The sequence below is a fragment of the Acinetobacter sp. AG1 genome, from assembly GCF_001005525.1.
Taxonomy (GTDB): domain Bacteria; phylum Pseudomonadota; class Gammaproteobacteria; order Pseudomonadales; family Moraxellaceae; genus Acinetobacter; species Acinetobacter modestus.
This window is the reverse complement of record NZ_LBMZ01000123.1, coordinates 1-26,581: the sequence shown is the minus strand read 5'-3', so window position 1 is coordinate 26,581 and position 26,581 is coordinate 1. Positions and strand designations below refer to the sequence as shown.

The 26,581-nt window shown below is 37.1% G+C and carries 26 protein-coding genes; 3 read left to right on the top strand and 23 right to left on the bottom strand.

Annotation, left to right across the window (positions count from 1 at the left end; all coding sequences use genetic code 11):
* Positions 1 to 124 precede the first annotated feature (124 nt).
* On the bottom strand, positions 125 to 811 hold the full coding sequence (gene rpe / locus AAV96_RS15965) for a ribulose-phosphate 3-epimerase (protein WP_046740022.1): 687 nt from the start codon (positions 809 to 811) through the stop codon (positions 125 to 127).
* A 183-nt stretch (positions 812 to 994) separates the two neighbouring features.
* Between rpe and AAV96_RS15960 the strand changes: the two genes are divergently transcribed.
* Positions 995 to 1,270: a DUF2218 domain-containing protein gene (locus AAV96_RS15960; RefSeq protein WP_046740021.1), complete on the top strand. Its 276-nt coding sequence runs from the start codon at positions 995 to 997 to the stop codon at positions 1,268 to 1,270.
* A gap of 27 nt (positions 1,271 to 1,297) precedes the next feature.
* On the opposite strand, the gene fghA is transcribed toward AAV96_RS15960, so the two are convergent.
* From fghA to AAV96_RS15925, 7 genes are all read right to left on the bottom strand, one after another.
* Positions 1,298 to 2,143 carry an S-formylglutathione hydrolase gene (fghA, locus tag AAV96_RS15955; RefSeq protein ID WP_046740020.1) on the bottom strand — a complete coding sequence of 282 codons (846 nt, stop codon included), beginning with the start codon at positions 2,141 to 2,143 and terminating at the stop codon, positions 1,298 to 1,300.
* On the bottom strand, positions 2,112 to 3,557 hold the full coding sequence (locus AAV96_RS15950) for a C13 family peptidase (RefSeq protein ID WP_004663809.1): 1,446 nt from the start codon (positions 3,555 to 3,557) through the stop codon (positions 2,112 to 2,114). Before AAV96_RS15950 ends, fghA begins: the two co-directional genes overlap by 32 nt.
* A 202-nt stretch (positions 3,558 to 3,759) precedes the next feature.
* Positions 3,760 to 4,569: a class I SAM-dependent methyltransferase gene (locus AAV96_RS15945; protein ID WP_046740019.1), complete on the bottom strand. Its 810-nt coding sequence runs from the start codon at positions 4,567 to 4,569 to the stop codon at positions 3,760 to 3,762.
* Positions 4,569 to 5,390 carry an undecaprenyl-diphosphate phosphatase gene (locus tag AAV96_RS15940; protein ID WP_046740018.1) on the bottom strand — a complete coding sequence of 274 codons (822 nt, stop codon included), beginning with the start codon at positions 5,388 to 5,390 and terminating at the stop codon, positions 4,569 to 4,571. The genes AAV96_RS15945 and AAV96_RS15940 overlap by 1 nt, the downstream gene beginning before the upstream one ends.
* 8 nt (positions 5,391 to 5,398) lie before the next feature.
* Positions 5,399 to 6,097: a tRNA (adenosine(37)-N6)-threonylcarbamoyltransferase complex dimerization subunit type 1 TsaB gene (tsaB, locus tag AAV96_RS15935; RefSeq protein WP_046740017.1), complete on the bottom strand. Its 699-nt coding sequence runs from the start codon at positions 6,095 to 6,097 to the stop codon at positions 5,399 to 5,401.
* 145 nt (positions 6,098 to 6,242) lie between these two features.
* Positions 6,243 to 6,770, bottom strand: coding sequence for a gamma carbonic anhydrase family protein (locus AAV96_RS15930; protein WP_161794016.1), 528 nt, complete (start codon positions 6,768 to 6,770; stop codon positions 6,243 to 6,245).
* A gap of 36 nt (positions 6,771 to 6,806) precedes the next feature.
* A complete protein-coding gene (locus AAV96_RS15925) occupies positions 6,807 to 7,421 on the bottom strand; it encodes a CoA pyrophosphatase (RefSeq protein WP_005218190.1) in 615 nt (204 codons plus the stop codon).
* Between the two features lie 120 nt (positions 7,422 to 7,541).
* On the opposite strand from AAV96_RS15925, the gene AAV96_RS15920 reads away from it, so the two are divergent.
* Positions 7,542 to 8,090, top strand: coding sequence for an NUDIX hydrolase (locus AAV96_RS15920; protein ID WP_046740015.1), 549 nt, complete (start codon positions 7,542 to 7,544; stop codon positions 8,088 to 8,090).
* Between the two features lie 39 nt (positions 8,091 to 8,129).
* Here AAV96_RS15920 and AAV96_RS15915 read toward each other — a convergent pair whose 3' ends face one another.
* The 6 genes from AAV96_RS15915 to AAV96_RS15890 form a co-directional block, all read right to left on the bottom strand.
* Positions 8,130 to 10,145, bottom strand: a complete 2,016-nt coding sequence (locus tag AAV96_RS15915) for a hypothetical protein (protein WP_046740014.1) — start codon at positions 10,143 to 10,145, stop codon at positions 8,130 to 8,132.
* 19 nt (positions 10,146 to 10,164) lie between these two features.
* Complete coding sequence (gene filE, locus AAV96_RS15910) at positions 10,165 to 11,364, bottom strand: putative pilus assembly protein FilE (protein ID WP_227505856.1); 1,200 nt, start codon at positions 11,362 to 11,364, stop codon at positions 10,165 to 10,167.
* A gap of 11 nt (positions 11,365 to 11,375) precedes the next feature.
* The gene (locus tag AAV96_RS15905) at positions 11,376 to 13,040 is read right to left on the bottom strand and encodes an OmpP1/FadL family transporter (RefSeq protein ID WP_171249172.1); all 1,665 of its coding nucleotides are present in this window, start codon (positions 13,038 to 13,040) and stop codon (positions 11,376 to 11,378) included.
* 12 nt (positions 13,041 to 13,052) lie between these two features.
* Entirely contained in the window at positions 13,053 to 14,168 is a 1,116-nt protein-coding gene (locus AAV96_RS15900; RefSeq protein WP_046740011.1) for a hypothetical protein, read from the bottom strand.
* Between the two features lie 45 nt (positions 14,169 to 14,213).
* A complete protein-coding gene (locus AAV96_RS15895; RefSeq protein ID WP_046740010.1) occupies positions 14,214 to 15,047 on the bottom strand; it encodes a C39 family peptidase in 834 nt (277 codons plus the stop codon).
* A 274-nt stretch (positions 15,048 to 15,321) separates the two neighbouring features.
* Positions 15,322 to 16,305 carry a DUF6160 family protein gene (locus AAV96_RS15890; protein ID WP_046740009.1) on the bottom strand — a complete coding sequence of 328 codons (984 nt, stop codon included), beginning with the start codon at positions 16,303 to 16,305 and terminating at the stop codon, positions 15,322 to 15,324.
* A 519-nt stretch (positions 16,306 to 16,824) separates the two neighbouring features.
* Here AAV96_RS15890 and AAV96_RS15885 point away from each other — a divergent pair.
* Positions 16,825 to 18,174, top strand: coding sequence for an anthranilate synthase component I family protein (locus AAV96_RS15885; RefSeq protein ID WP_046740008.1), 1,350 nt, complete (start codon positions 16,825 to 16,827; stop codon positions 18,172 to 18,174).
* 13 nt (positions 18,175 to 18,187) lie between these two features.
* Here the strand turns inward: AAV96_RS15885 and hisC are convergent, their stop codons facing one another.
* From hisC to AAV96_RS15840, 9 genes are all read right to left on the bottom strand, one after another.
* Positions 18,188 to 19,273, bottom strand: coding sequence for a histidinol-phosphate transaminase (gene hisC / locus AAV96_RS15880; protein ID WP_046740007.1), 1,086 nt, complete (start codon positions 19,271 to 19,273; stop codon positions 18,188 to 18,190).
* Between the two features lie 66 nt (positions 19,274 to 19,339).
* Entirely contained in the window at positions 19,340 to 20,629 is a 1,290-nt protein-coding gene (gene hisD / locus AAV96_RS15875; RefSeq protein ID WP_005158794.1) for a histidinol dehydrogenase, read from the bottom strand.
* A 131-nt stretch (positions 20,630 to 20,760) separates the two neighbouring features.
* Positions 20,761 to 21,423 carry a DUF4272 domain-containing protein gene (locus AAV96_RS15870; protein ID WP_046740006.1) on the bottom strand — a complete coding sequence of 221 codons (663 nt, stop codon included), beginning with the start codon at positions 21,421 to 21,423 and terminating at the stop codon, positions 20,761 to 20,763.
* 140 nt (positions 21,424 to 21,563) lie between these two features.
* A complete protein-coding gene (gene hisG, locus AAV96_RS15865) occupies positions 21,564 to 22,253 on the bottom strand; it encodes an ATP phosphoribosyltransferase (RefSeq protein WP_004663840.1) in 690 nt (229 codons plus the stop codon).
* A complete protein-coding gene (gene murA, locus AAV96_RS15860) occupies positions 22,250 to 23,509 on the bottom strand; it encodes a UDP-N-acetylglucosamine 1-carboxyvinyltransferase (RefSeq protein ID WP_046740005.1) in 1,260 nt (419 codons plus the stop codon). Before murA ends, hisG begins: the two co-directional genes overlap by 4 nt.
* Before the next feature lie 6 nt (positions 23,510 to 23,515).
* Entirely contained in the window at positions 23,516 to 23,767 is a 252-nt protein-coding gene (gene ibaG / locus AAV96_RS15855) for a BolA family iron metabolism protein IbaG (RefSeq protein ID WP_004663844.1), read from the bottom strand.
* A gap of 135 nt (positions 23,768 to 23,902) precedes the next feature.
* Positions 23,903 to 24,244 carry a ribosome hibernation-promoting factor, HPF/YfiA family gene (hpf, locus tag AAV96_RS15850; protein WP_004663846.1) on the bottom strand — a complete coding sequence of 114 codons (342 nt, stop codon included), beginning with the start codon at positions 24,242 to 24,244 and terminating at the stop codon, positions 23,903 to 23,905.
* A 167-nt stretch (positions 24,245 to 24,411) separates the two neighbouring features.
* Entirely contained in the window at positions 24,412 to 25,860 is a 1,449-nt protein-coding gene (locus AAV96_RS15845) for an RNA polymerase factor sigma-54 (protein WP_046740004.1), read from the bottom strand.
* Positions 25,861 to 26,051: 191 nt separating this feature from the next.
* The gene (locus AAV96_RS15840) at positions 26,052 to 26,390 is read right to left on the bottom strand and encodes a hypothetical protein (RefSeq protein ID WP_046740003.1); all 339 of its coding nucleotides are present in this window, start codon (positions 26,388 to 26,390) and stop codon (positions 26,052 to 26,054) included.
* Positions 26,391 to 26,581 lie beyond the last annotated feature (191 nt).

Here is a 26,581-nt window from a genome sequence, read left to right as displayed (position 1 = left end):
ATAAACAACTGAAATCATTTTGTTTATTTTAACAACATCTTATCCACTCGCTTATCAACACGGTTATCCACCCAGTTATAAACAAAGTTATCCACAACCTTATGTGAAAAATAGTATGAAAACACTAAATTTCTTTTGCACCAACTTGAGCTAACTCTGCACGCATTTGATCAATTACAGTTTTATAGTCAGGTTGACCAAAAATTGCCGAACCAGCTACAAACATATCCGCACCCGCTTCAGCAATTTCACGAATATTTGCTGGACCGACGCCACCATCAACCTCTAAGCGAATATCAAGACCACTGACATCAATGATTTTGCGTGCTTGGCGAAGTTTCTCCAATGTCATTGGAATAAATTTTTGCCCACCAAAACCAGGGTTCACACTCATCAATAAAATTTGATCTACTTTATCGAGAACATAATCAAGATAATGTAAAGGTGTTGCTGGATTGAAAACTAAACCTGCTTTAGCGCCACCTGCCTTGATCAGTTGTAAAGAACGATCAATATGATCCGTTGCTTCTGGATGGAAAGTAATAATATCTGCACCTGCCTCCAAAAAATCACCGATCATACGATCAACAGGTGAAACCATCAGATGCACATCAATTGGTGCCTTAATTCCATAATTTTTCAATGCCTTACAAATACCTGCACCAAAAGTTAAGTTTGGTACATAATGGTTATCCATGACATCAAAATGCACAACGTCTGCACCCGCAGCTAAAACTTTTTCTACATCTTCACCTAAACGTGCAAAATCAGCAGATAAAATCGAAGGCGCAATTAAATAAGGCTTGGACATGAATGACCTGGTAAACTTTGAAAAATGATAATTGAATTATAACAAATTCATCGGCTTTAGGCTGTTACAAAGATACGATTACGACATTGCAAACTTGCAACAACACGTTGCATGAATACTATTTTTAACTGCATATGATTTTGCTATTTTTTTAATGGTGAAATCAGAATATGAAGTTAAAAAATGAATAGTAAGACACAAATTACAACTCACGAAGGTAAACGTATCAGTAAACGTTTATTGAATCACTGGAAGCACAAATTTGAAGTATCAGAGACTGAGCTGTATTCAAAAATTTTTATGCCGACTGCAACGGTGACGCTTACACCACAAGAACAGCATTTAGATGTATTGATTGAAAATCAGCAAGAAGATGTTGCTCGTCTAGAACAGGTGGTTATTGATCATTTAAATCGTATGGCACAACAAGAGTTTATTGTTGAATGGCAGCATCATTAAAAAAGAAGCTCAATCGAGCTTCTTTTTTTAAGCCATTTCCTTCTCTAACTGAATCGCATGAAATTGCAGATGATCATCAATAAAACTTTGAATAAAGTAATACCCATGATCATAGCCCTTGTGCTGGCGTAAAGTTAAATGTTGCCCTGCATCCAAGCAAACTTGCTTAAACTTTTCAGGGTTTAATTGGGCATAAAACTGATCTTCTAGACCTTGATCAATTAAAATTTCCTCAAAAATTCCACCCTTTTGCTGAACTAAAGCGGTTGCATCATGTGCTAACCATTGCTGTTGATCGGTACCTAAATAGTGACTAAATGCCTTTTCTCCCCACGGACAAATACTTGGCGCGCAAATCGGAGCAAAAGCTGAAACCGATTTAAATTGCTCTGGGTATTTAAACGCCAAAGTTAATGCACCATGTCCACCCATTGAATGTCCAAAAATTCCAATCTGACTTTCAATAATCGGAAATGCTTGTAAAACATGTGCATAAAGTTCATCAACCAAATAAGACTCCATTTGGTAATGTTCAGCCCAAGGTTGTTGAATAGCATTGATATAAAAGCCTGCACCCTGACCAATATCCCAATGATCACCCTGCGCAACCCCCTCTCCACGCGGAGAGGTATCAGGGCTGATTAGAATCAAACTCAGTCGAGCAGCCATGCGCTGTGCATGTGCTTTAATCGCAAAGGTGTCTTCAGTGCAAGTTAAACCCGCAAGATAAAATAATGCTGAACAAGGCTTTCCTTCTAAAGCAGCAGGAGGTAAATACACTCCAACTTTGGTTAGACCTTTAAGATGCTGTGATTCCAGTTGATAAATACGCTGTTCACCCTCAAAACAACGATTTTTTTGCAGTAGCTGCATGTTGATTATCCTGTGTTTTTGTAATGTCTGTTGTTGTGATATTTTGTGTCGGGAATAAATATGGCTCAAGTTGTGGCAACATCAATTCCATGTTACGACCAATGGCCCATTGCGGCTCAGATGGTTCAAATCCTTGAGCTGTTTCCCACTGTGTCACAGTTTGTTTAGACTGATCAAATGCTTTTTTCATTGAGGATTGTTCACGCATCGCCAAATCGAAGAAAGCACGACCAAAATAAGTGTAATCCGCTTCATTATTACAACCAAAAGAGGTTTTATCTGCGGCTGAAGCAGTAATAATTAAGGTTTCAGGCGACTGTAACGCTGGAATAAAACTTCCTGAATAACAAGCTGAAATTACAATCACTCGCCAACGAATCCCTGATTTATCAAGCGTTTCACGTAGCCATTTCGGATCGACTTGCCCTAATTCTAATGGTGCATTTTCGATTTCAAAATGATTACGCTCACCGTGGGATGTCATATAAAGAAATAATACATCGCTATCACGGTTCATCTGCTGACCAATCCGACGCAACGCTAACTCAATACTGGTTTTAGATGCAATTGGAACATCTAAACGTGTCGCAGGATTGTTAATCAACATAATGGAACGTCCAAACGTTCCAAAACGAGTATCAAATTGCTCTCTAATGCGCTCAATTTCAGATTTAAAAACATCAGCGTAGCTATCCCCAGCTACGCCCATAAAATACCAATGGCTTTTCGCAATATCACCATATTGGATTTGATCTAAAGCTTTGTCCAACACATGACTTTGCGCATAAAAAGCATCTTCAGCAAAACTTGGTGGTGTTTCTTCAACTTTCCAAATCGGTTGATCTTTTACCGAAAGTTGCCAAACCACCATTGTTGCAATAGTCGCAATAAAAACTAAAGCACGCTCCCACCACGGCCAATTTAATGCCCGTGAAAATACCCAAATCACAGCCAGACTTTGCCAAACAAATAGCCCAACAAATAATGGTGGTAAGAAACCATTATAGATTGTATCGGGAATGAAATTTAGATAGCCATTTGAGCCTAAATATTGGATCAAGCACTGTAATAATAGGATATTGGTATCAAGCACTAACCATAATAATGCGGGTACAAGCATTAAACGGGCTTGGTTCATGCGTTGCGAAAGGAAAATCCCCACAATTAAGGCAATAAAAGGCCAAAGTGCGTAACCAATCAAACCTTGAGGGTTGAACTCACCAATTTGCCCTGCCACCAACCAGCTATAAAGTGAGTTGGTACAACCACCTAAAATACCCCAAATAATGAGTTGCGTAATTGATGGATGAACAATCTGTAAGGAACGTCGAGACCCAAGGAACAACCACATTCCAGCAATTTGGTTACTTTTAAAATCATGCCAGATATTAATGGAGGGTTTGAGGTCGATCATAAAGTTCTTCGGGTATTTCTCTTTTCAAGCTTAGATTGAGAATATGTCTATCTTTTATAAAATGAATATGACTTTTCCTAAAAGGAACAACGTCTTTCCTTCATTTAAGCTCGACAAGAATTTTTTATCAATCATGCTTTTGCACTATATCACAAATCTTTACCGAGCATTCACCTAAGCTAAACAATCACTTGGATAAAAGTTAAGTTGAACTTTTGGGAAAATATGCATCAAAACGACAAGCATCACCTAGCCATTGATGATCTGGAGCTTGATCGGCCAAATAAACAGCATGTCGTGGTCGTTTTACAATAACGCGTTTAGCGATTTTACTGGCAAGATGCAATAATTCATCACCTAAATCCATTTCACCATCTTCAGGTAATAACATATGCAATAATTGCATTTGCTTTTTGACCTGTGCCTGTTTCTTCTGTGCTTGGTGGTTTTGATCTCGCTGTGGGAACATCGGATCTAAATAAACGACATCGACTTGTTCATCTCGCTGCTTTAACTCATGTAAATAATCAGTTGAATCAGCATAAATGAGTTGAATCTGTGGCATAACAGATTGCAAAAAAGGATCTCGTTCTGCTTGGGCTTTGGTATATTCTAATAATACAAATAGGATGGGATGACGTTCAATTAAACGCACATCAGCACCCAAGTAAGCCATCAATAAACTATCATGACCTAAACCAGCTGTTGCATCAATTAAGCTAGGTTTTTCACCTAATTGACATGCTCTTGCGATCATTTCAGATTTCAGACTGGCTCGTTTTAAACGAGGAATTTCAGCACGCCAATCAGGTTGCATTTTCATCCCATTCGCAGCCAGACTGAGTCCATCCTCATCTAAAACTAAAGCCATTTCTGGATTCAGACGAAGGAAACGCGCATTCACTTTTTCAACGATTTGACCTTTTAGTTCGACATCAAAACTGGCTAAACGAGTTTGAAGTTGTTGAAATCTCTCCGCGTACTCCGTCTGATACCAACAGATCATCTGCATTACCAATGCACCCAACCTGTCCACCATGTCGCCAAAATAAATAAACCAAAGACTATACGGTAGTAAGCAAAAGCGGTGAAATCATGCTTAGAGACATAACGAATTAATGCACGAATCACAATTAAAGCTGAAACAAAGGCAACAATAATTCCAACTACTAAAATAGCCATATCATTACTATGTAATTCATGACGCATTTTATACATATCCAGTAAGCCTGCACCCATCAATACAGGAATACCGAGGAAGAATGAAAATTCAGCCGCTGCTTTACGTGAAATACCTAAGAATAATGAACCAATAATGGTTGAACCAGAACGTGAAGTCCCAGGAATTAACGCAAAACATTGAATCAAACCAATCAGCGTTGCCTGCTTGAATGTCAAATCCTCAACTTCAGGACTTATAATTTTATGCTGGCGGCGTTCAGCCCATAAAATGACGAAACCACCGACAATGAGCGCAATTGCGACCGTAACTGCATTAAACAAATAAGCCTTCACCACATCGCCAAAGGTCAATCCGATAATCACAATTGGAATAGAAGCGATAATTAAATTCAGGCTTAAACGGCGACCTTGTTCTTGACCGGTGAGTGCTCCAATTAATGCTCCCCACAGCTTGCCCCAATATTCATAGATTACCGCTGCAATTGCACCAATTTGTACTGCAACAGCAAACATTTCTCGCTTTTCAAGCGTCCAGAAATCTAACAACTGCCCTGCTAGAATCAAGTGCCCTGTACTTGAGATCGGTAGAAATTCAGTAATCCCTTCCACCAAACCCATAATTGCTGCTTTAAATAGCAATAAAAGATCCATAATTAACCTTAATTCGCTTTACTTTGTTCTGGAATTTTTTTCCATGCATCATCACGTAAATACACAGGTAGTGCATGTTCAGCATCAACCCATTTTTTTTGTACAGCATAAACTCGCGCAATGGTTGCAATATCCTGCGCAGTTGCTCGAATTTCTGTTGCAGACGTTTTTAGAATGGAAGCCTCTTGCGAGTCTATTTGACTTGGCTTAATCAATTCTGAACCTGAGCCAATCGCCGTAAATTTACGATATGCGGTCGCTTGTTCATAATTTAATAATTTTTCTTCATCAACAGCATGCATAATCCCATCTTCATCTAGACTAAAATTAGCAATATAAACTTCTTGCATACGCGCATCTAAAACAGCTGTAACCTGCTGTAATCCTGTCAAACGATATGCAGCTTGCGCCAACGCTTGCAAGCTTGATACAGGAATAACAGGCAAATCTTGTGACCATGCCAAAGCTTGAGCAACCGCAGCATTAATACGTACACCACTAAATGAACCTGGTCCACGACTAAACGCAATTGCAGCCAGATCAGCCAATTGAGTTTGAGTCTGTAATAGCGCCTGTTCAGTTAATGGCAAAATGGTTTGCGTTTGTGCTTTTGGTCGCTCATCTAATTGAAAATAGAGTTCTTGAACATCATCAATTAATGAAACTGAACAGTGCTCATTTGCAGTTTCCAATGCAAGCAACTTCATGCAAAAACCTTAGCTTAAAAGAGATAAAAAACGTCGAGTATCATACCCCACTCAAGCGCCCTAAGCGAGTTATTGGCTTTTTATAGATACAAAAAAGCCAAGGATATACTTGGCTAAAGAAACACAATATATCAACTCGTAATTATTAGAAATTAAACTCTTCCAATACTAAAAAATTCTTATAGTGTTCAGCATAATGTAAAGCACTCAAGCGTAACCGTGCAGCGCCATGCTCATCTAATGTTTTGATCACTTTTCCTGGGGACCCCATGACTACAGAATTATCAGGAATAACTTTACCCTCAGGAATCAATGCATTTGCACCGATAATACAATTTTTACCAATCACAGCATTATTTAAAACTACAGCATTGATACCAATTAAAGAATTATCTCCAATCGTACAGCCATGCAACATTGCTTGATGACCGACTGTCACATAGTCCCCAATATTCAGTTCAATACCTGCATCAGTATGTAAAACTGCATTCTCTTGAATATTCGAGAAATTTCCAATCCGAATTTTACAGTTATCAGCTCTTACAACCGCACCAAACCAAATACTGACTTGGCGACCTAACTCAGCTTGACCAATCACCGTTGCATTCGGTGCAATCCAGCCATCCCAAGGTTCATGTAATGCTTTAGGGCTCAATCCTTGATATGTGTACATCATGACAAAATACTACTCTATTTTAAGAAGACGTGATTAGAATTTAGATAATCCAAAATGAGGAGGATTAACTAAAAAAGGCCATTTTTTTTGATGTCCTAGTCCATATTGAAATAATGATACTAACATTCGAGCGGTTAAGCCCCATACGATCTCATTTTCAACCTGCATACTCGGAAAATAAATTGATTGTCGAGCTAAACGCACTTCATAGGGTAAAGGCGGTGCATCAATTAGCTGCTGCAATGGTGCAAAAAAAATACGATCTATCTCTGTAGGTTGTGCAATTAGATCTACTTCTGCGGGAATTAATCCTACAATCGGTTTCACAGATAAACCACTACGCGCACGTTGTATCGGTAAATCACCTAACAGTTTGACATCGAACGGATTAAGTGCTGTTTCTTCTTGTGCTTCACGTAAAGCAACTACAATATTGCTAGTATCACTCGGATCACGCTTTCCTCCCGGAAAAGACACCTCACCTGCATGTTGAGATAAATGGATTGAACGACGTGTGAGTAAGACCTTAGGTTGCTGTTCTTGTGTAATTGCAATTAAAACCGCTGCATCAGCTTGTTGGATTCGTTTGGAAAAACGCAACCGTTGTTGTAAAAGCTGTATTAACGATGGTTCTTCCATATGACTCATCTCTTTTTCTCGTTTTCCTTACAAATCATCATAACTGAAATTTCAATCACAATCATAGATCATGATGCGAAGTGATCAAAATTCAGTTATGCTGAGTTATCTCTGTAGCTGATGATAATTATGAGCTTTTGCGTTGCGTGTGGACATCAAACTGAAGCAAGAATCCCGCTAGGTGATCATAAAACACGGCTCGTCTGCACACACTGTGGCAACATCCACTATGAAAATCCGAAAGTTATTTGCGGTGCATTAGCCATTTGGGATAATAAAGTTTTATTGTGTCGGCGCGCTATTGAACCACGTTATGGGCTATGGACACTCCCAGCAGGCTACATGGAATTATTTGAAACCATGGAACAAGGTGCTGCTCGTGAAACACGAGAAGAAGCTGAAGCAGAAGCTGAAATCGAACAGTTATATTGCATGTACAATATTCCACGTATTGGACAAATTTATGTTCTATTTAAAGCACAATTGAAAGATGGTGTTTTTGGAGCTGGAGAAGAAAGTCTCGAATGCCGTTTATTTGAAGAACATGATATCCCTTGGGCGGAACTGGCATTTCCAAGTGTAGAACAAACTTTAAAACATTATTTTGCAGATCGTAAACTAGGATTATTTCCTTCTCATTTAGAAACATTAGGCACACGTTTAGATCATACAGGTTAAATAAAAAAGACCGCTTATCGCGGTCTTTTTATTTAACTTTTATTTTGTCTTAACAGCTTTACAAGCATTTAAATTTTGATCTGCAAGTTGAATAGTCACTGGACCAGTCCAGCGTTTAGCCATTTTACGATCTTCATCTGTTGGTTTAACATACTTATTTCGCTCTGTGTCGTCTTTCAAACTATCGTATAAATTTACATACACACCCTGATAATAAGCGTAAGTGTTTGACCAATATACTGTACTACTTGTCTCAGTAAAGTCAGTTAATGTTATTTCCTTTTGTGGTGCATCACTTAATAAATTATGAATATTAATTTTAGCGCCACCAATAGCTCTAATCGTCTCGTTATAAATAACGCCAACATTTAATCCAAACATAGCACCATTTAATACACCAAATTTTGGATTAGACAAAATTGCTCGGACAGATACTGATTTACTTGTAGGTGTAAAAGAGGTTGCTCCTGTAGAGCCTATACGATATTGAGTTTCTCCAAATTCATCAGTGATCGTCCCATCTGAATTAATAGATTGGATTTTTCCACACTCTCCAGACATATCACTAGATGTAGAATTTTTACGAATATCAGTTCGGATATCACCATTCTCGTCAATTACAATCCCTAATTTAATTTTTTCTGAGTCAGGAATACTATTATCAGAGAAACCAAAAATTAGAGTCGCATATAAAGGGAAAATATATTTTTGATTTGTTTTTACATTTGTACTAGTTTTAAAAACATCTTTACCTAAGTAACTTGGCGGGTTTGCTTTATAAATTTCTAAACTTCCATTATAAGCTCGACCATCTATAGCTTGCTCCCATTGCCCCAAATGTGCTGTATTTACAGGGTCAGTATCTTTAGCATTTAATAGCAGTCTATAAACATATTCTGTCCCAGGTATTGTATGACCGTTAATCAACTTACCTTGCTTAAATTTTAAGTCTTCTGATGGGTTGGTTGTCAAAGCAAAACGCAGCGGTTGGTTAGAGTTTATTTCACGATTAATAGGATTCAACCACGTATTTTGAGGATTAATTTGTACTTTTTGAGCTTTGACTTTAGTAATTAATACAGATGGTGGATAAAGTTTACCCTCTATAAAACTTGCAGGACCTCTCCATTGTTGACCTGTTCCTATTGTATATCCTTGTCGATCTGTAAGTAAAAAGACCTCCCCCATCGAATGTATAAGGTCATTACCTTTATCAGGATTTACGCAATCATTATAATTTGATTGATTACAACCAAAAAAGCCATCTGGAGTCTTAACTGAAGGTGTAATTGTACCCGCTTTTAAGAAAGGTATTGTTGTTTGCCATACACCTGCATTAGATAAATTTAAGAGACGCTGAAGCAGCACCATCGCTTGTTCATCTGTTACATTACTAACATTCAACCATGGCTTTAATATATCGACGTAAGATCCATTACTCAGTTCAGCGACACCAATATCTTTAGTTAATTGAGATAATAGATCTTTCTTTTCATCAGTAATCTGAGTAGGTTGAATATCCCCCAAAGCATTATCTTCTTGCTCAAGACCAATGCTATGGAAAATTTTTATTAATGCTATAGCTACACGAATAGTCTCATCATTTGGATCAAGCGCTGTTGGCATTTTGCCTGTTAATGCACTTGCTAAATCAATTACTCGAAGTCGCGGTACAGGATACCTTAAATCATTAATCTTGGAAATATCATCCAATTTCACAACACCAAGGTTAATTTTCCTAGCATCTTTACCTTGTATATAAAAAGTTGCCGTGTCGCCTAATTTACAAGCTCCCGTAACATTATTTGAGCCAAGCTTAGTTACAAAGTGATTGACTTTATCACTACTACAATCAAAATTTAAACCAGAAATAGGATAATCCATGGCAAAGGGTAGACAGTCACTACTTGTAGGAGTGCAACTCGTATTAGTTGTTACGCCACTAACCCCTTTATTTGGATCTTCATTAATTTTTGTACTCTCGCCTCCACAGCCTTGTAATAATGCTACTAATGTCGTTAAAGCAAAGGGTAAGAAAATTTTGTTATTTGTCATGGGTTCATCCTATTAATGCTTACTGTAAAGCAGCAATCTTAATCTGTCCTTGATTTGAAAGTTCCTGCTCTGGAACATCCACGGCTGATGCTAATGGAGTCATCATCATATAATAACTTTTAGGCGGTATCTTAATTACACCTTGAAGAGCTGCATGTTGTAATAATGTTGCTGGAATCTTCTGATTCTTAAACCCACTCACACCTTCTAATATACAACCAGACTTATCTAAAAAAATCACCAAAGGCCAATAATATGTCGGTTTATCAGTATTAGATGCATAAGAATCAAATTGCATATATTGGATATTTTGATCAAGCTTAACCAATTCATATTCAAATTTTTCTTTTATAGGTTTACGAGGCCATAAGCCAATTTCTTTTTCGGGAACTAAACTCTTGATCGTTTTATTTTTACTATAACTTTCTAAGAAACAGCGATCATTCTCAAATGCCAAAGATAAATCTTGCGCAGATAAACGCACATAATTATTAGATAAAGTAATTGAAGTTAGATTCTGGTTTGATTTGTTTAATACTTTATCCAAAATTGATCGACTTATACCTTTTTTACGCTCTATCGTCTCTATACGTCCTGTACCATCAGGCATACTATAAAAGCGCTTTTTACCCTCTAAATTAAATTCCTGATCTTCTAAATATTCATTATTGACATATTCAACACCATCTACTTGTATGAATGCAGATGAAGCAGATGAAGCAGATGAAGCAGATGAAGCAGATGAAGCAGATGAAGCAGATGATTCTGCCTCAATAGTAGTTAGACTTTTACTAGCAACATTTAATTTTGGTGTTATCTTTTTATTAGTATTGGCATCAATTATTTCTTTTGAAGTATTTATAAAATTTTGAGATTTTGGTTGATTAACTACTTCAGAAGCTAATCTTGATTCTGAAGATGATTGCATTTTAACTGTATTCTTAACAGCATCTTGCTTAGACATTGGTATTGTTGGTAAATTTAAATTTACATTATTTCTAACTGGTAGGTTTTTTTCTGATGCTGCCGAAGAATCAACATGAGTAGAATGTATAACCTTATCTGTTCTATTCTCATTTTCTGTTGGTTTTTTAGGAATAATCATTGGTCTTCCATCAGGACCAATAATTGTATAAAAACCTTCTGCATATACAACCGAAGTACTTGCAATAACAGTAATAATTACAGCTATTGCAAGCTTAGATTGTTTTATTTTCATAGTCGTTAACATTACCATTTTGTTCTATAGTTGATACCAAGCAAAGTGATCTTAGTATTGGTTTTAATATCTAAGCCTGCATATGGGTTTAACAAAATATTATCAACCCCTGTTTTATTTGCAAGACTACTAGTATTTGCAGGAATATCATCACGACTGCGTAAGAAGCCAATTGAAAGATCTAAATCTGTATCTTGATCAAATCGATAACCAACACCTAAACCGAACAGTTGAGCATTATTAATTGGTACCATCGTATTCCGTTTGTCGTCCGGAATTGAACTTGTACGAGGCTCATAACCCATGCGTAACTTCAGCCGATCAGTTGCAGAATACTCAAAACCGATTCCCCAACGCCAAGATGATTGAAACTTTAAAGGTAAAGCTAAAGAACGATCCGTCACATCAGCAGACAAAAGTTTAGCAACCTTTAATAATGATATTTGTCGATCAAATTCAAACTTAAACTTATCCCACGCAGCGAAGTCGGTCCAACCGAGATCAAAGTTCATTTGCAAGTCGGGAAATATTTTATATTTTATACCCGCTTTAAAATGTTGTGGATATTTAAAATCCATGGCAACTAAACCAGATTCCACATTAGGAACATACCCAGGCAAGCCAAGAATTGCCGCAAGAATTTGACCAGTTGCTGACGAATTTAAACCAGCTACGAGTTGTTGTGGAGCTGTCGCATTATTAATTAAATATTTACCTCGCAATCGCATTTTAGCTTCACTTTGATAGACCATACCAAAACTAAAATCATCGGTTGGCTCCCATAATACGCCCAAATTATAACTTGGACTTAATGATTGCTCTAAAGATACATCCATTGCCCCCATTTTACTAAACGGGTTCATACCTTCTTTGGCATTACAAATACCAAATAATAGTAAATCGGTGATAATATCCCCATTATTCTTAAATGGAGTACATACCACTTCATCTACCATTCGCAATACACCAATCATTTCATTTGGAAAGCGTAGATCCGTTTTAAGTGCGATCGCTTGATAAGACATACCAAATGATGCACCAACTGATAAATGATCATTCACTTGATAGCCAAAAGATGGGGATAAATAGGTAATACGCTCTAATGCAACTTGTTGGCCCATATAATTACTTGGATTACCATCTTCTGCGCCAAAACCTGCAACTAATGGTGCGTACATAGCTGTCGCATAGGTTACTTTGGAACCAGGTGGCTTATAAGCAATCGCTGCAGTTGGTGCAGCTAATGGAGAATTAGGTCCTAAATCTACGATTTTTTTGAGAATCGGTACATAAATACTTGCGTATTCAACGTCCCCGTGAACTGTTCCTTTAAAATCTGTACAAATTCCAGTTCTAACTTCTGGTCCATCATTACAAACCAATGGATCATCTGAATAACCAAAAACATTATAACCAGCAGGAGCTGAATACTCACGTTGAATAGCAAAGTTAGCTAAAATACCTTGCACATCAGTTTGTAACCCATCAATCTTAGCTAATGCTGCTGGATTAAAATGTACCGCACTAATCCCTGGTGGATCAGCAGTAACTGCATTTCCTAATGATAATGAACGTAAATCTACAGATAAGTCCTGTCCTAATTGTGCGTTAGCAATATTAGATAAGCTAGCTAAAAAAATTGCTGCCGTCAAAGGACATAATTTTAGGTATTTCACCATTACATCTCCTTAACGAACTTTTTTGCCAAAACCTATAATATCGAGTGGGAAAGATAATCCTAGGGATACATCAGGAGCATCTTCCGTTAAACCAATACCAACTGTACCATTTACAATTGTTTCAGGTGAGACTCTAACTCCTAAGGCAAAAGAAAGCATCGCACTACTTTGATCAGCCGATTTATAACTTTCATCATTCTTGAAGTAGAATTTTGCACCAGTGTTAAAACTTTGCTGATAGGACATTGTGAGTGATACGTCGTAGTTAAACGAATATGCAAATCCGAATGAAAAACCACCACTTAAACCTGGATCAAAACTTTCCAACACTCTGTTTCCGCGTAATTGGTTAAGTCCAGATTCTTTCAGACCATAGTTCGCCGATACTGAGCTAAAAAGCACAACAGGATCGATGTATTTGCGAGTACTTGCACCAAAACCAACTGAATAATAACCTTTACCAGTTGACAGCTCATCAATACCAATTTCATAAGGACTATCACCAGTTTTAGTTGATAAATTACCAAATAAAACCAACGGAAGACGTCCTTGTTTTAAAGGAAATGGTTCCCAACGAGCTCCAAAAGAAATATCACCTAAACCTGCGGCTGTTTTTTGCTGTAATAAATCTTTTTTTGCTATGAGAGGAATAGATGCTGATAAGGTCAAGTTATCAAGTAAACCATATTGGGTAGTAAATGTATTTGTAAGTGTATGGTTTGCATCTTCTTCAACACGTAAGCGTTGTAAAGCACTTGTACTATCGCCCGTAGCAAGATCTAGTCTACTATCTCGATAGTATGTGTAATCAATGTCATAATAAGAAGAAATAACGCCTTTTTTTATCAATGAATATTGACGTTCGTTAGATGTAAATACTTCTTGTAAATTTGTTTCTTTAGTCGCATCACCTTCTTGCTTTTGTAATGCATTTGCTGCTTGTGTTGCTTGACTTTCACCAGCTTTTACATTGGACTCATCTTTCACTGCATCTGTAGCTTGATCTACTTGCGCTGTTTGTTCGGTCTGAACTTCCGTTGATTTCTGTTCTTCAGCATAAAGTGTTGTTGTTACTGCACTCATACTTAATGCCAACACACTGATGTTCATCCATGGACTTTTCATTTTGCGTTACATCCTATTAATACATTAATTTTAATGATTTCTAAATTACTTCCGCTTGTAATATAAGCGCATAAAAGTCGTAATTGGTTGATTGTAAGTAGCGGAAGTAGGGTCTGCATCTAATACTCGGCGCATTGTTGATGCTTTATCGGCCATACGTTCAAACTTTTGTGTCGGGAACTGAATTTCCGCAAGAGCGTATTTATTGACAGTTGCATCTTCTACATGACGCATATCTGAGTCTTGCAACGCTAATAAGTTTTTACGATACTCTTCCGGAATATCTACAATGAAAAGTGTATTATTATCCCAAATCTGTTTAAAGCGAATTTCATCAAAACTAATATTGCCTAATGATGGATCAGCCACATAAACTCGACCATTTTTATATGCTTTATATACAACAAAATGTTTAAAACCAGCATAAGTAATAGGAACAATTGCAGGCTGTTTTAAACTGGTTAAATCTGAAAACTCCCCTCGATACCCACCACTATTCAACCCAAGTGCAGTAACAAATCGCTTCATGTCTAACAGAGAAAAACTACGGCGCTCAATAATACGCTGATACTCACCATACTGAAGCAAACCTGTCATCGTTTGTTGTTCAGTCAAACGTAAACCACCATAGCCATTTAACAGCGTAGTTAATGCTGCCGAGCCACAACTATAATCATACGCCTGACGTACAATTCCTCGAAATTGATCTTCTATAGCAGGTTTAATTGTGACCGCCTCACGATGATTACGTGTAAAAGAAGGATTACGAGAATCTAAGGTCTCTGTATAATATACAGTACCTTCTGGTTTTTTTTCTATTTCGAAGGCTTGCGTTGTAAAGTAATACATCAATGCTGAGCCTAAAGCGATCTCTAACATACGTCTCTTTTTCTAACAGTGGCACAACTTGCCTTATTCATTTTATTTTAGTGTCCGTAAACACCTCATCCCTGCATGTTGAAGATACCTTTTTTTATAAAAAAAAACAGCTTTTTTTTAGTTTTTTTTGACGAAATGTATTTTTTAATAAAAATTAGTTGTCATTAAGTAATTTATTGTGCTTTAGCAAAACTATTTTCAGTTTTTTAGCACATAAAAAATACTTATTTCAAATAAAAAAAAGCGCAACTAGTGCGCTTTTTTTATTATAAGATTAGTGACCAGAAATAGTGATCATAGAACCTTGAACATTTGCAGTACCGTTGAAATAGTAAGTTTGTAAACCTTGAACTTCTACATCACCAATTGAAGCCGCTGCTTGGCTACCTAAATGAACACCTTTGATGTACATATCAGTTTTAGGTGTAGTAGCACCAGAACCAGTGATAATACGTAAGTAACCGTTGTTAGAACCTTCTTTACCAACTACACTTACTGCAGCATTAACAGTTAAATTAGCTTGGCTAGCATCTGAAACTTTGATGCTATCAAGGAAAATTTGACCTGCAGCACGGTTACCAGTTGTACCATCTGCAGTACCAGTTTTAGTAGAACTATCAACAATACCTAGGTTTTTAATCTCTAAACCACCTTGCATAGTTGTATTCAATACAATCATTGCACCTTGTGGAGCAGCACCTAACTGAATATTAGCGCTTGTAAGACCAGTCTTGATTGTTAAACCAGATAAAATTGTGTTGTAGTTAGCTGCATCATTACCACGACGAACAGCTGTAGTGCTTGCTGCATTAGAGCCAGACACACCAATTTCACCGATATAAATATCTAAACCAGATACAGCAGCTGCTACATTAAGGAACGCACCATTTGTACCAGTACCTTTGTCTGTATCAATTGTAAGATCAGCAAGGTTGTGTGATGCTAAAGCACGAGTATTATCTACAGCAGTACCTGTAGCATCCATTGGAGCAGTAATTACGATACCGTTAGCAGCAGTTGCACCAGTACCATTTGATTTAATTACGATAGCACCAGCATTAGCAGCTGTACCATTTAAACCATCGTTATCGTGAATTAAAACTTTTTCAATTTCAATTTTAGAAATACCGATACCAATATTGATACCGTCTTGACCTGTTGCAGCGCTTAGTGCAGCATCATCCATTGACTGCATAGCCATTGCATTCGCGCTAATCGCCATTGAAGAAACTAAAGCTAGTTTAGTAAACATTTTCATTGAGCACTCTCCCAAGAGCATTTATTTTTTGACTTTCACTACTCTAAACTGTCCACGGTCGTTTTTTTCTTAATGACAACTTGAACTTCCAATCCTTGAGTAGTTCGTTTAGCAAGTACTAAATTACAGGTTTGTTATTTTATGTTCAACTACTGTTAATCGATTTTTATAAATAACCCGACAAACGGCATGATACTTTTTTCATGCATCACTTTAACTTATATGCTCTAACATCTGGAAAGCACTATAATTTTTTAATCAGCATTTTTAGAAAATCATAGTCAAATATCCTATTTCGACCTTTTATCATCCGCCAAAATCACTGCAAAATGTAAACAATTGCGCTTTCTTAAATCAATTCATGAAAATTGCAACTTGTTTTGCAATTTCAGTAGATAGAATCACAATACATTTCACAAATATTTTTCAAGCTTTTATCTACAGGATAAATATCAGTAGAGTTTAGATGATTGTAGTACAATTATATTTTCTAAATGTATATGAATGTATTTTTGTTTTATGTCTCATTTTCAGCAAAAACTTGACACGCAACTCACCTCTGCATTTGACCTTCTTATACAACTGAATGAACTAACTGGTTTAGTTTATTTATATGATAATCACGCTCCGACAATTGGTTTTTTGCCTCAAGAATTTTTAGTATTAGAACAGTCAGAACTAAAAAAATTTTATAAAACTCAATTTAATAAATATAAGAATGAACAAGCAACCTTACCTATTAGCGATTTTTTAAATTTTCAAGCCAATTCAGAAAGTTCAATGAGAACTACTTTTAGTGGTGGATATATTGGCTTTTTTAGTTATGACTATAGTGCAAATCAATTTATAAACATGGTTTCACGAAATCAGCCCAGTTTTTTCTTAGGTCTATATTCGACTTTTTTAAAGTTTCAGGATAATGCTTGGTATTTTTATAGTGATGAAAATGAAGCTGAAAGTATTTATCAAAATGTCATAAATCTACTCAATCAATCAATCAATATTCAAAAAACACCTTTCTCATTATTAGAAAAATGCTATCCGCGCTGGTCTAAGCAACAATACCTACATGCATTTAATCAAGTGCAGGAATATATCAAAGCTGGTGACTGCTACCAAATTAATTTAACTCAAGAGTTTATTGCAAAAACACAAGGTTCATTATTAGATCGAGCACAGGATTTATGGGCGCTCACCCATGCACCTTACGCGGCCTATCTAAAGATACATGATTTTGAGCTACTCAGTTGTTCTCCAGAGTTATTTATCGAGTTTCAAACAAATCGAAAAATTAAAACGCGACCAATTAAAGGTACAATGCCTCGTTTTGATGATGCTATGCGAGACCAACAATCTAAAGACCAGCTAAGTCGCTCTGAAAAAGATCAGGCTGAAAATGTGATGATTGTTGATTTACTTCGGAATGATTTAAGTGTTTATGCGGAAATAGGATCTGTAGAAACTACAAAACTTTTCGAAATTGAAAGCTTCAACCAAGTTCATCATATGGTCAGTGAAATCACTGCAACCTTAAAAAAAGAAGTAAACCCCATGCAGATGTTATTGTCCGCCCTTCCAGGTGGTTCAATTACAGGGGCACCCAAAATTCGCGCTATGCAAATTATTGATGAATTAGAAGGTGCTCCACGTGGCGCATATTGCGGAAGTTTGGGTTATTTTAATTTTGATGGAACAGGTTGCTGGAATATCTTAATCCGTAGTATTCAAAAATATCAGGATCAATTATCGATGTGGGCAGGTGGCGGCATAACCATCGCTTCTGATGCGGAAGCCGAGTACCAAGAATGCTTTGATAAAATTTCTGCCATGCTTGATTTACTCAATACATGGCAAAAACCTAAGAACTAAATTTTTCTATAAATTACAAAATTTGCGTTTTAAGCGTATCGACTAGACGTTGATTTTGTTCATCGGTACCAATCGTGATGCGTAAAAATTGATTAATCCGTGGCTTATTGAAATAACGCACAATAATCCCCTGCTCACGCAATTTTTGAGCCAGTTGAGCAGCATCATATTCTGAATGTGTGGCAAAAATAAAATTGGCTTTCGATGGCAATACATCAAAACCTAAAGCCGTGAGATCACCAACTAATTTTTCTCGACTCTCAATCACTTTGGCACATTGTGCTTCAAAATAAGCTTGATCTTCAAATGAGGCTACCGCTGCAGCAATCGCAAAACGATCGATTGGATAAGAATTAAAACTATTCTTCACTGCTTCAAGTGCAGCAATCAAATGCGCTTGAGCAATCGCAAATCCAACACGTAAACCAGCCAATGAACGCGATTTCGATGTGGTTTGGCAAACAACTAGGTTCTCATATCGATTGACCAATTGTACCGCTGACTCTGCACCAAAATCGACATAGGCTTCATCAATCACCACGACTCGATCAGGATTTGTTTTAAGTACTTGCTCAATCTGCGCTAATCCTAATGCAATGCTGGTTGGCGCATTCGGATTGGTAATGATGATACCGCCATTTTCCTGTGCATAATCACAAACATCTATTTCGAACTTGTCATTCAAAGGAATCTGCTTGGTTTGTGTTGCAAAAAACTGGCTATAAACAGGATAAAAACTATAGGTAATATCTGGGTAGAGAATTGGCTCTTTCTGAATAAAAAAAGCCTTAAAAATATGCGCTAAAACTTCATCCGAACCATTACCGACAAAGACTTGAGCAACATCAACATGCTGCTGTTTGGCAATTGCTTGCTTTAAAGCCGTCGCATCTGGATCTGGATACAAGCGCAAAGCATCAGCTTGGTGAGTTAAAACTGCTTGAACTGCTTCCACAACTTTCGGTGATGGTGGATATGGATTTTCATTGGTATTGAGTTTTAGTAAGTTCTGAATCTTAGGCTGCTCACCTGGTACATAGGGCTCAAGCTCACGAACTTCTGGACTCCAAAAGCGCATTTGTTCTGTTGTAAACGTCATTGTTGTACTCTCATATATCTCAAAAAAGGGGCTTCTATCAGCCCCTATCTATTCTTTTCGAATCGGTTATTGATAGCGATAGCGTGCCGAGCGCGCATGGGCATCAAGATTTTCTTCAACTGCCAACACATCTGCTGTTTTAGCCAAAGTTTTAACGCCCTCTTGCGAGCACATAATTAAACTTGAACGCTTTTGGAAATCATAAACGCCGAGCGGTGAAGAAAAACGTGCTGTCCCCGAAGTCGGTAAAACATGATTTGGACCTGCACAATAATCACCGATCGCTTCAGGCGTATAACGCCCCATAAAGATCGCACCTGCATGACGAATCTCTTGGCTCATTAATTCAGCATCATCAAGACATAATTCTAAATGCTCTGGAGCAACCTGATTAATCAGTTTAATCGCTTCCGCACGATCCTTTACTAGTACCAACGCACCACGATTTTGAATCGAAGTTCGAGCAATTTCTGCTTTTGGCAATTCACTTAAATGCTTTTCAATGGCTGTTTCGACAGCATTTAAAAGTGCTTCATCTGGCGTAATAAAAATGGCTTGTGCAACCGTATCATGCTCAGCTTGAGACAATACATCCATAGCCAACCATTCAGCATTATTTTCCCCTTCGGCATACACTAAAATTTCCGAAGGTCCTGCGATCATATCAATACCTACCTGACCAAAGACTGCACGTTTGGCTGCTGCTACAAAACGGTTCCCCGGTCCTGTAATTTTATCGACAGCTGGAATGGTTTGCGTTCCATAAGCTAACGCAGCAACGGCTTGAGCACCACCAATAGTAAATACACGGCTTACCCCTGCTAAATATGCAGCTGCTAACACCAATGGATTCAATTCACCATTCGGCGCTGGAACCACCATGATAATTTCAGGAACCCCTGCTACATGTGCTGGTAAAGCATTCATAAGTACAGATGATGGATAAGATGCTAATCCACCAGGAACATAAATCCCGACGCGATCAAGTGGTGTGACTTTCTGACCTAATGTATTACCTAGATCATCAACATAAGTCCAACCTTCCTGCTTTTGTGCCTGATGGAAAGAACGAATACGTTTTGCAGCCAATTCTAAGGCTTCACGAATTTCTGTGCTTAAGCCTTCAAATGCAGTTTTAAGTTGAGCTTGGGTCAGTTCCAAATCCGAGAATTGATGCGCTGGATGTCGATCGAACTGTTGTGTTAATTTAAGTACATGATCATCACCATACTGACGAACATCAGCAATGATTTGGTCTACAGTTTGTACTAATTGAGGATCATTCACAGTTTCAAATGCTAAAAGTTCAGCAAATGCCTGTTTAAAATTTTGATCCTGAGTCGATAAACGTCGCATCAATTTACCCACAAGGCGAATAAGAGAAGGCTAAGTTTACTCTTTTTCAACACGCTTGTGGGCAAGATAACATCAGCATTTCCACCTGCTTTAATAGGAAAAATCATTTTTAGGTTTAAATATTCTAAATTTTATGTATTTAAGTCTGGATTATCCCAATCTCCATCATGCCGTATTAGCCAATTCAAAGCACCGTGACGTTCCACAACAACTGAAGCATTTAAATTTTCAGGCGCATCTTGTTGTTTTAAACGAGCATCTACGCATGCCCAATCATAACGATAGGTCAAATCTGCCTGATCTAAAATTTCATCTAGATTTCTTAACTCAACTTGCTGCATAAATTCATCAAATGAGCTACAAGCAGAAACTACCTGAACTGCAAAATCACAATCTGCTATTTCATTTGGATAATTGAGTTCTTTTACAATTCCGAGTGCCCAAAGTAAAACCCAGTAAGCCTCATACTTCCAAATCATATTCACGACATCTTGTTGAGAAACTTCTTGATTTAAAATATTTCGTTCTTTAAGGGTTAGCTCATCAAATACTTCAAATTTATTTAGCAAATCAACAATAAAGTCTTTAGTTTCTTGATCAAATTGCTGATTGTTTAAATCACATGCCACTTGGATAATGATCAAACACGCAATCGCCCGTTTGGCAATACTTTCAACTGAACGGGCTATAACTTCATCAACCGATTCAAGATGCGGCAACCACTCGATGTAAGGAATAGATTGTGCTTGTAATTTTAAAATAGACTCTTGTTTACGCTGTAAGGGCGTTTTCATTCTTATCTCTAATCACAAAACGATAAACCCTTTTAGCACACAGCCAAATCTGAAAGGAATACATTCTTTCCCTTAATCAGAAAATTAAGCGATAAAAAAAACCGTTCAAAAGAACGGTTATTTTGAATCATCATACAAAATCATACTGAACGTGATTTCACAGCTTCTTCAAGTTGCGTCAAAATTGGATTTAACACGGCTTGTTTACGTTTAAAGCTCGCTTTATTGACAATTAAACGAGAAGAAACTTTACAAATTTCTTCTAATGGCTCTAAACCATTGGCACGTAAAGTATTACCTGTATCGACCACATCGACGATGTAATCACCCAACCCAACCAAAGGTGCAAGCTCCATAGATCCATAAAGTTTGATCACATCAACTTGCTCGCCTAAACTTGCATAGTATTGACGAGTAAGATTCACGTATTTAGTTGCAATTTTTAAACGGCCTTTCGGACGTTCCATGCCAACTTTACCAGCAGTCATCAATTTACAATTTGCAATTTTTAGATCAAGTAACTCATAAACATGTTGGGCGCCATGTTCCATCAGCACATCTTTACCCGCTACACCAAAATCTGCTGCACCATTCTCAACATACGTCGGTACATCAGAAGCACGAAGAATCAAAATACGTACTTTTTTATGTGTGGTTGGGAAAATTAATTTACGTGATTTATCAGGATCTTCTAATAAATTAATACCCGCATTCTCAAGTAAAGGTAATGTCTCTTTTAGGATACGTCCTTTACTGAGTGCTAAGGTTAAACCATGATCAAAATTACCCATTACATCAAAATTTGGATCATCGTTTCTTAAGTCATTCATCCTTTTACTCGCTTAATCTGAGCACCTAAACTTTGTAACTTTTCTTCAACTTGTTCATAGCCACGATCGATATGATAGATACGATCAACTAAGGTTTCCCCTTCTGCGACTAATGCAGCGAGAACAAGAGAAAATGATGCACGTAAATCAGTCGCCATTACTGGAGCAGCTTGCAATTTATCTACGCCAGTTACGACTGCATCATGCCCTTCCACTTGAATATTTGCGCCCATACGTGACAATTCAGGAACATGCATAAAACGATTTTCAAAAATTGTTTCTGAAATCGTTGCAAAACCACGACCAATCACATTGACCGCCATAAGCTGTGCTTGCATATCAGTTGGAAATTCGGGATGAGGTAAAGTTCTAAAGCTCACAGCTTTAGGACGTTTACCTTGCATATCTAGTTCAATCCAATTATCACCACGGGTCACTTCTGCACCCATTTCTTCAAACTTATCCAATACTGCTTCTAACAATGCTGGGTCCGTATGCGTGGTTTTAACTCGACCACCTGTAATTGCAGCAGCAGCTAAATATGAACCAGTTTCAATTCGATCCGCAACAACCGCATATTCACAGCCATGTAAACTTTCAACGCCAGTTACAACTAATGTATCTGTGTCCAGACCTTCAATCTTGGCACCCATTTTAATGAGCATTTGTGCAAGGTCAGTAATTTCAGGTTCACGAGCAGCATTACGAATTGTCGTCACACCATCAGCCAATACAGCAGCCATCAAGATATTTTCTGTACCGCCAACAGTGACCATATCAAAAATAACTTCGCCACCTTTTAAGCGACCATCAACAGAAGCATGGACATAACCATTTTCAACTTCAATCTGCGCACCTAAAGCTTCCAATGCTTTCAAATGCTGGTCAACAGGACGTGAACCAATCGCACAACCACCAGGTAATGAAACCTTAGCATTTCCATAGCGAGCCAATAGTGGACCAAGTACCAAAATTGATGCACGCATAGTTTTCACAAGTTCATAAGGTGCAAACTGATTATCTAATGTTGACGCATCCGCACGAACCGTATCTCCCTCATAGTTCATTGTAATGCCTAAGCCAGCAATCAGCTTCACTAAGGTGTTCACATCTTTTAAATGAGGTACATTCGTTAAAGTAATCGGAGAATCTGCAAGAATCATTGCAGCAAGTAAAGGCAGAGCAGCATTTTTAGCACCAGAAATACGTACTTCGCCCTCGAGCTTAACACCGCCCGTAATTAAAAATTTATCCATTAATATTTAAGCTCCGAAAAGGCTTGCTTTGCGCCATTCGTCTTTTGTCATTGCGCGAATCGTAACTGCGTGCACTTCACCACTTGCGATATAAGAGTTTAATGGTGCATATACGGCTTGTTGACGGGTAATCGTACGTTTGCCATCAAACTGATCATCAACAATTCGAAGGTCGAATTTCCCAGCTTGGCCACTCACTGCTACTTCTGCTTCAGGGAAAGCTTCTTTTAAAATTTGCGTGAGCTGCTCACTATTCATTACTAGACCTCTTATACAACCATGGCGTCAAACCATACATTTTACTATAACTTTTTCAGATAATTCAGTAAGCCGTTTCTTTTTTTATCGATAAAAAAAAGAGGCTATTTGCAAAGCCTCTTTTGATAAAAAAACTTAAGTTAAAATTGCCAGCTCATGTTGATAAGAACACTGTATTTTTCTATGTTTTGCAAGCTGTCTTTTTAGTTTTTCTGTTAATTTATTAATCGAAGTATACATATCATCTGCTGTCGCCTGTGCAAACAGTTCAATCCCCGGTAAGCGAATAATCGCCTCAGCAATATGATTAGAGCTCCCTTTATGAGAACGTTTATCAATTTGATGATCTTTAGCCAATTTAATTTGCATACTATTCACTTGATCTAGATGCTTAGTCATTTGACTAAATTTCATTTTTATATTTTCTTCAATAGCAGGCGTAATGGTTAAATGGTGTCCACGAATCGTTATTTGCATAATTCTATCCCTCACCTTTTTCTAAGGATACAAAGAATCGCCCAAGCAAATTTAATGCATATTAAGATTCAACATTCATTAAATCATTTTAGCGATTCCTTTAGTGACTATTAAAAAGATTCATTATTCCGTAATAATGAATCCCTAGAATAGTCACACCTTGAAATTTAGATCAAGACTTTTCTTTCTGAAGATGATGGAATATGTAACGATTCACGATATTTTGCGACTGTACGTCGAGCTACTTCAATCCCCTCATCTTTCAACATTTCCGCAATTGCATTATCAGACAAAGGCTTACGCGGATTTTCATTCGAAACCAATTTTTTAATCATTGCCCGAATCGCAGTTGAAGATGCCTCACCACCTGTCGTCGTTCCAACATGACTTGAAAAAAAGTATTTCAATTCAAATAAACCACGTGGTGTAAGCATATATTTATTAGTTGTTACACGTGAAACAGTGGATTCATGTAATTCAACTTCCTCTGCAACATCACGGAGAACTAAAGGCTTCATCGCCTCAGGTCCTTGTTCAAGAAAAGCTCGCTGATGTTCCACAATACAAGTTGAAACTTTGAGTAATGTTTTATGCCGCTCGTCTATGCTTTTAATAAAATTTTTCGCCTCAAGCATTTGATTACGTAAATAAACATTATCATCACTCTGATCAGCACGACGAATCATATTTGAATAAAAAGAATTAATCCTTAATTTAGGCATAACATCAGGATTAAGCTGCACTTGCCAATGCTGATCTTTCTTGGAAACCACAACATCAGGAACTTGATATTCAGATTCTTGTTGGCTAAATTCTAAACCTGGATATGGTTTTAATGTTTTTAATAAATCAACAGCACCTTTCAACTGCTCTTTAGACAAACCCGTTTGTTTCAATAATTTATTTAAATCATTTGCTATTAATAATTCATAATACTTGAGTAGACACTTTGCTTCGGCTAAGTATGATTTTTTTTGATCTATGCCTTCTAATTGGATCTTCAAACATTCTGCTAAATTTCGAGAACCCACTCCAATTGGATCTAAACGTTGAATATGTTTTAAAACAACAATAATTTCATCTTCTTCAACCTCATCAGCACTCTCCATTTCATTTAATAGCCGAGTAACTGCAAGCAAAATATCATCTAATTCAGCATCTAAAAACCCTTTATCATCTAAAGAATCAACGATGCAATAAGCAATTAATTTATCTACTGTAGAAAAATGTAATAAATTTACTTGCTCTAAGATATGTTCTTTTAGACTCAATTGAACTTGACGATTATCCTCTCGCTCTTCATATTCTGGCGACGCTAATGCAGTTGATTGATGTGTATAAATATCATCCCATTCGGTATCAACAGGCAAGTCATTTGGTAAATGATCTGCATTAAGCTCAGTTGTTAAATCTCCTGACTCACTGGTATCTGAAGTAGATAAACTTTCTATTGTATTATTTTCTTCAATTTTTTCCAGTAACGGATTACTATCTAATTGAATTTGTATTTCTTGTTCTAATTCCAAGCTAGAAAGTTGTAGTAAACGAATTGCCTGCTGTAATTGAGGGGTTAACGATAAACTATTCGCAACTTTCAACCCTACAGATAATTTCATACTAAGACTTCCCTTTTTAAATAAGCAAAAAACATGCCCATAAAAATATTTATAACATAAAGCAATGTTTACGCCTATAAGCAAAGCTCTTTTCTACTGATTAATCTGCTCAAAAATAGCAAAGGTGCAAATATTTATTGTAATAGGGGGTTGTATCCTTCTCATTTAACAAACATGCAAACAGTATAGAATTATTTTATGTTTTGCTGCTTAAGACATTCAAGCATTTCTTCAAGCACATTCTTTCCCAGCGTTCTTCGCACAAGCTCATTTAAATCCCCTGCTAGAAAGCCAGACCAAGTCGTACTCGTTGAACCAGACAAATGCGCATAACGACCAGAAGTAGACCAGACCTTTTTATCAGATGTAATAAAAGCTACATATAGCTCACCGTCAGGATCATCCAATATCCATTCACGAACAACTCTAGGTTCTTGATTTTGTTTCTCTGTATTTTTTTTAATGCTATTCAATATTAAGAAACACAAATAGATAGAAGCAATAGCAGATAAAAGTGTATAAAAAATCATGCTAACCAATCTTTATTAATTATTCGAAATATTGCTAAGAGAATAACACAACTCTAATTTCTACATATGACACAATTTTCATCAGACTAAAATTTAATAACTTAGTTTTGATAAGATAATTACATAATCCCCCGCAAAAAAACACCCCTTAACCGTCAGGTTAAGGGGTGTTAGTATTTAAAAGCTGGCGA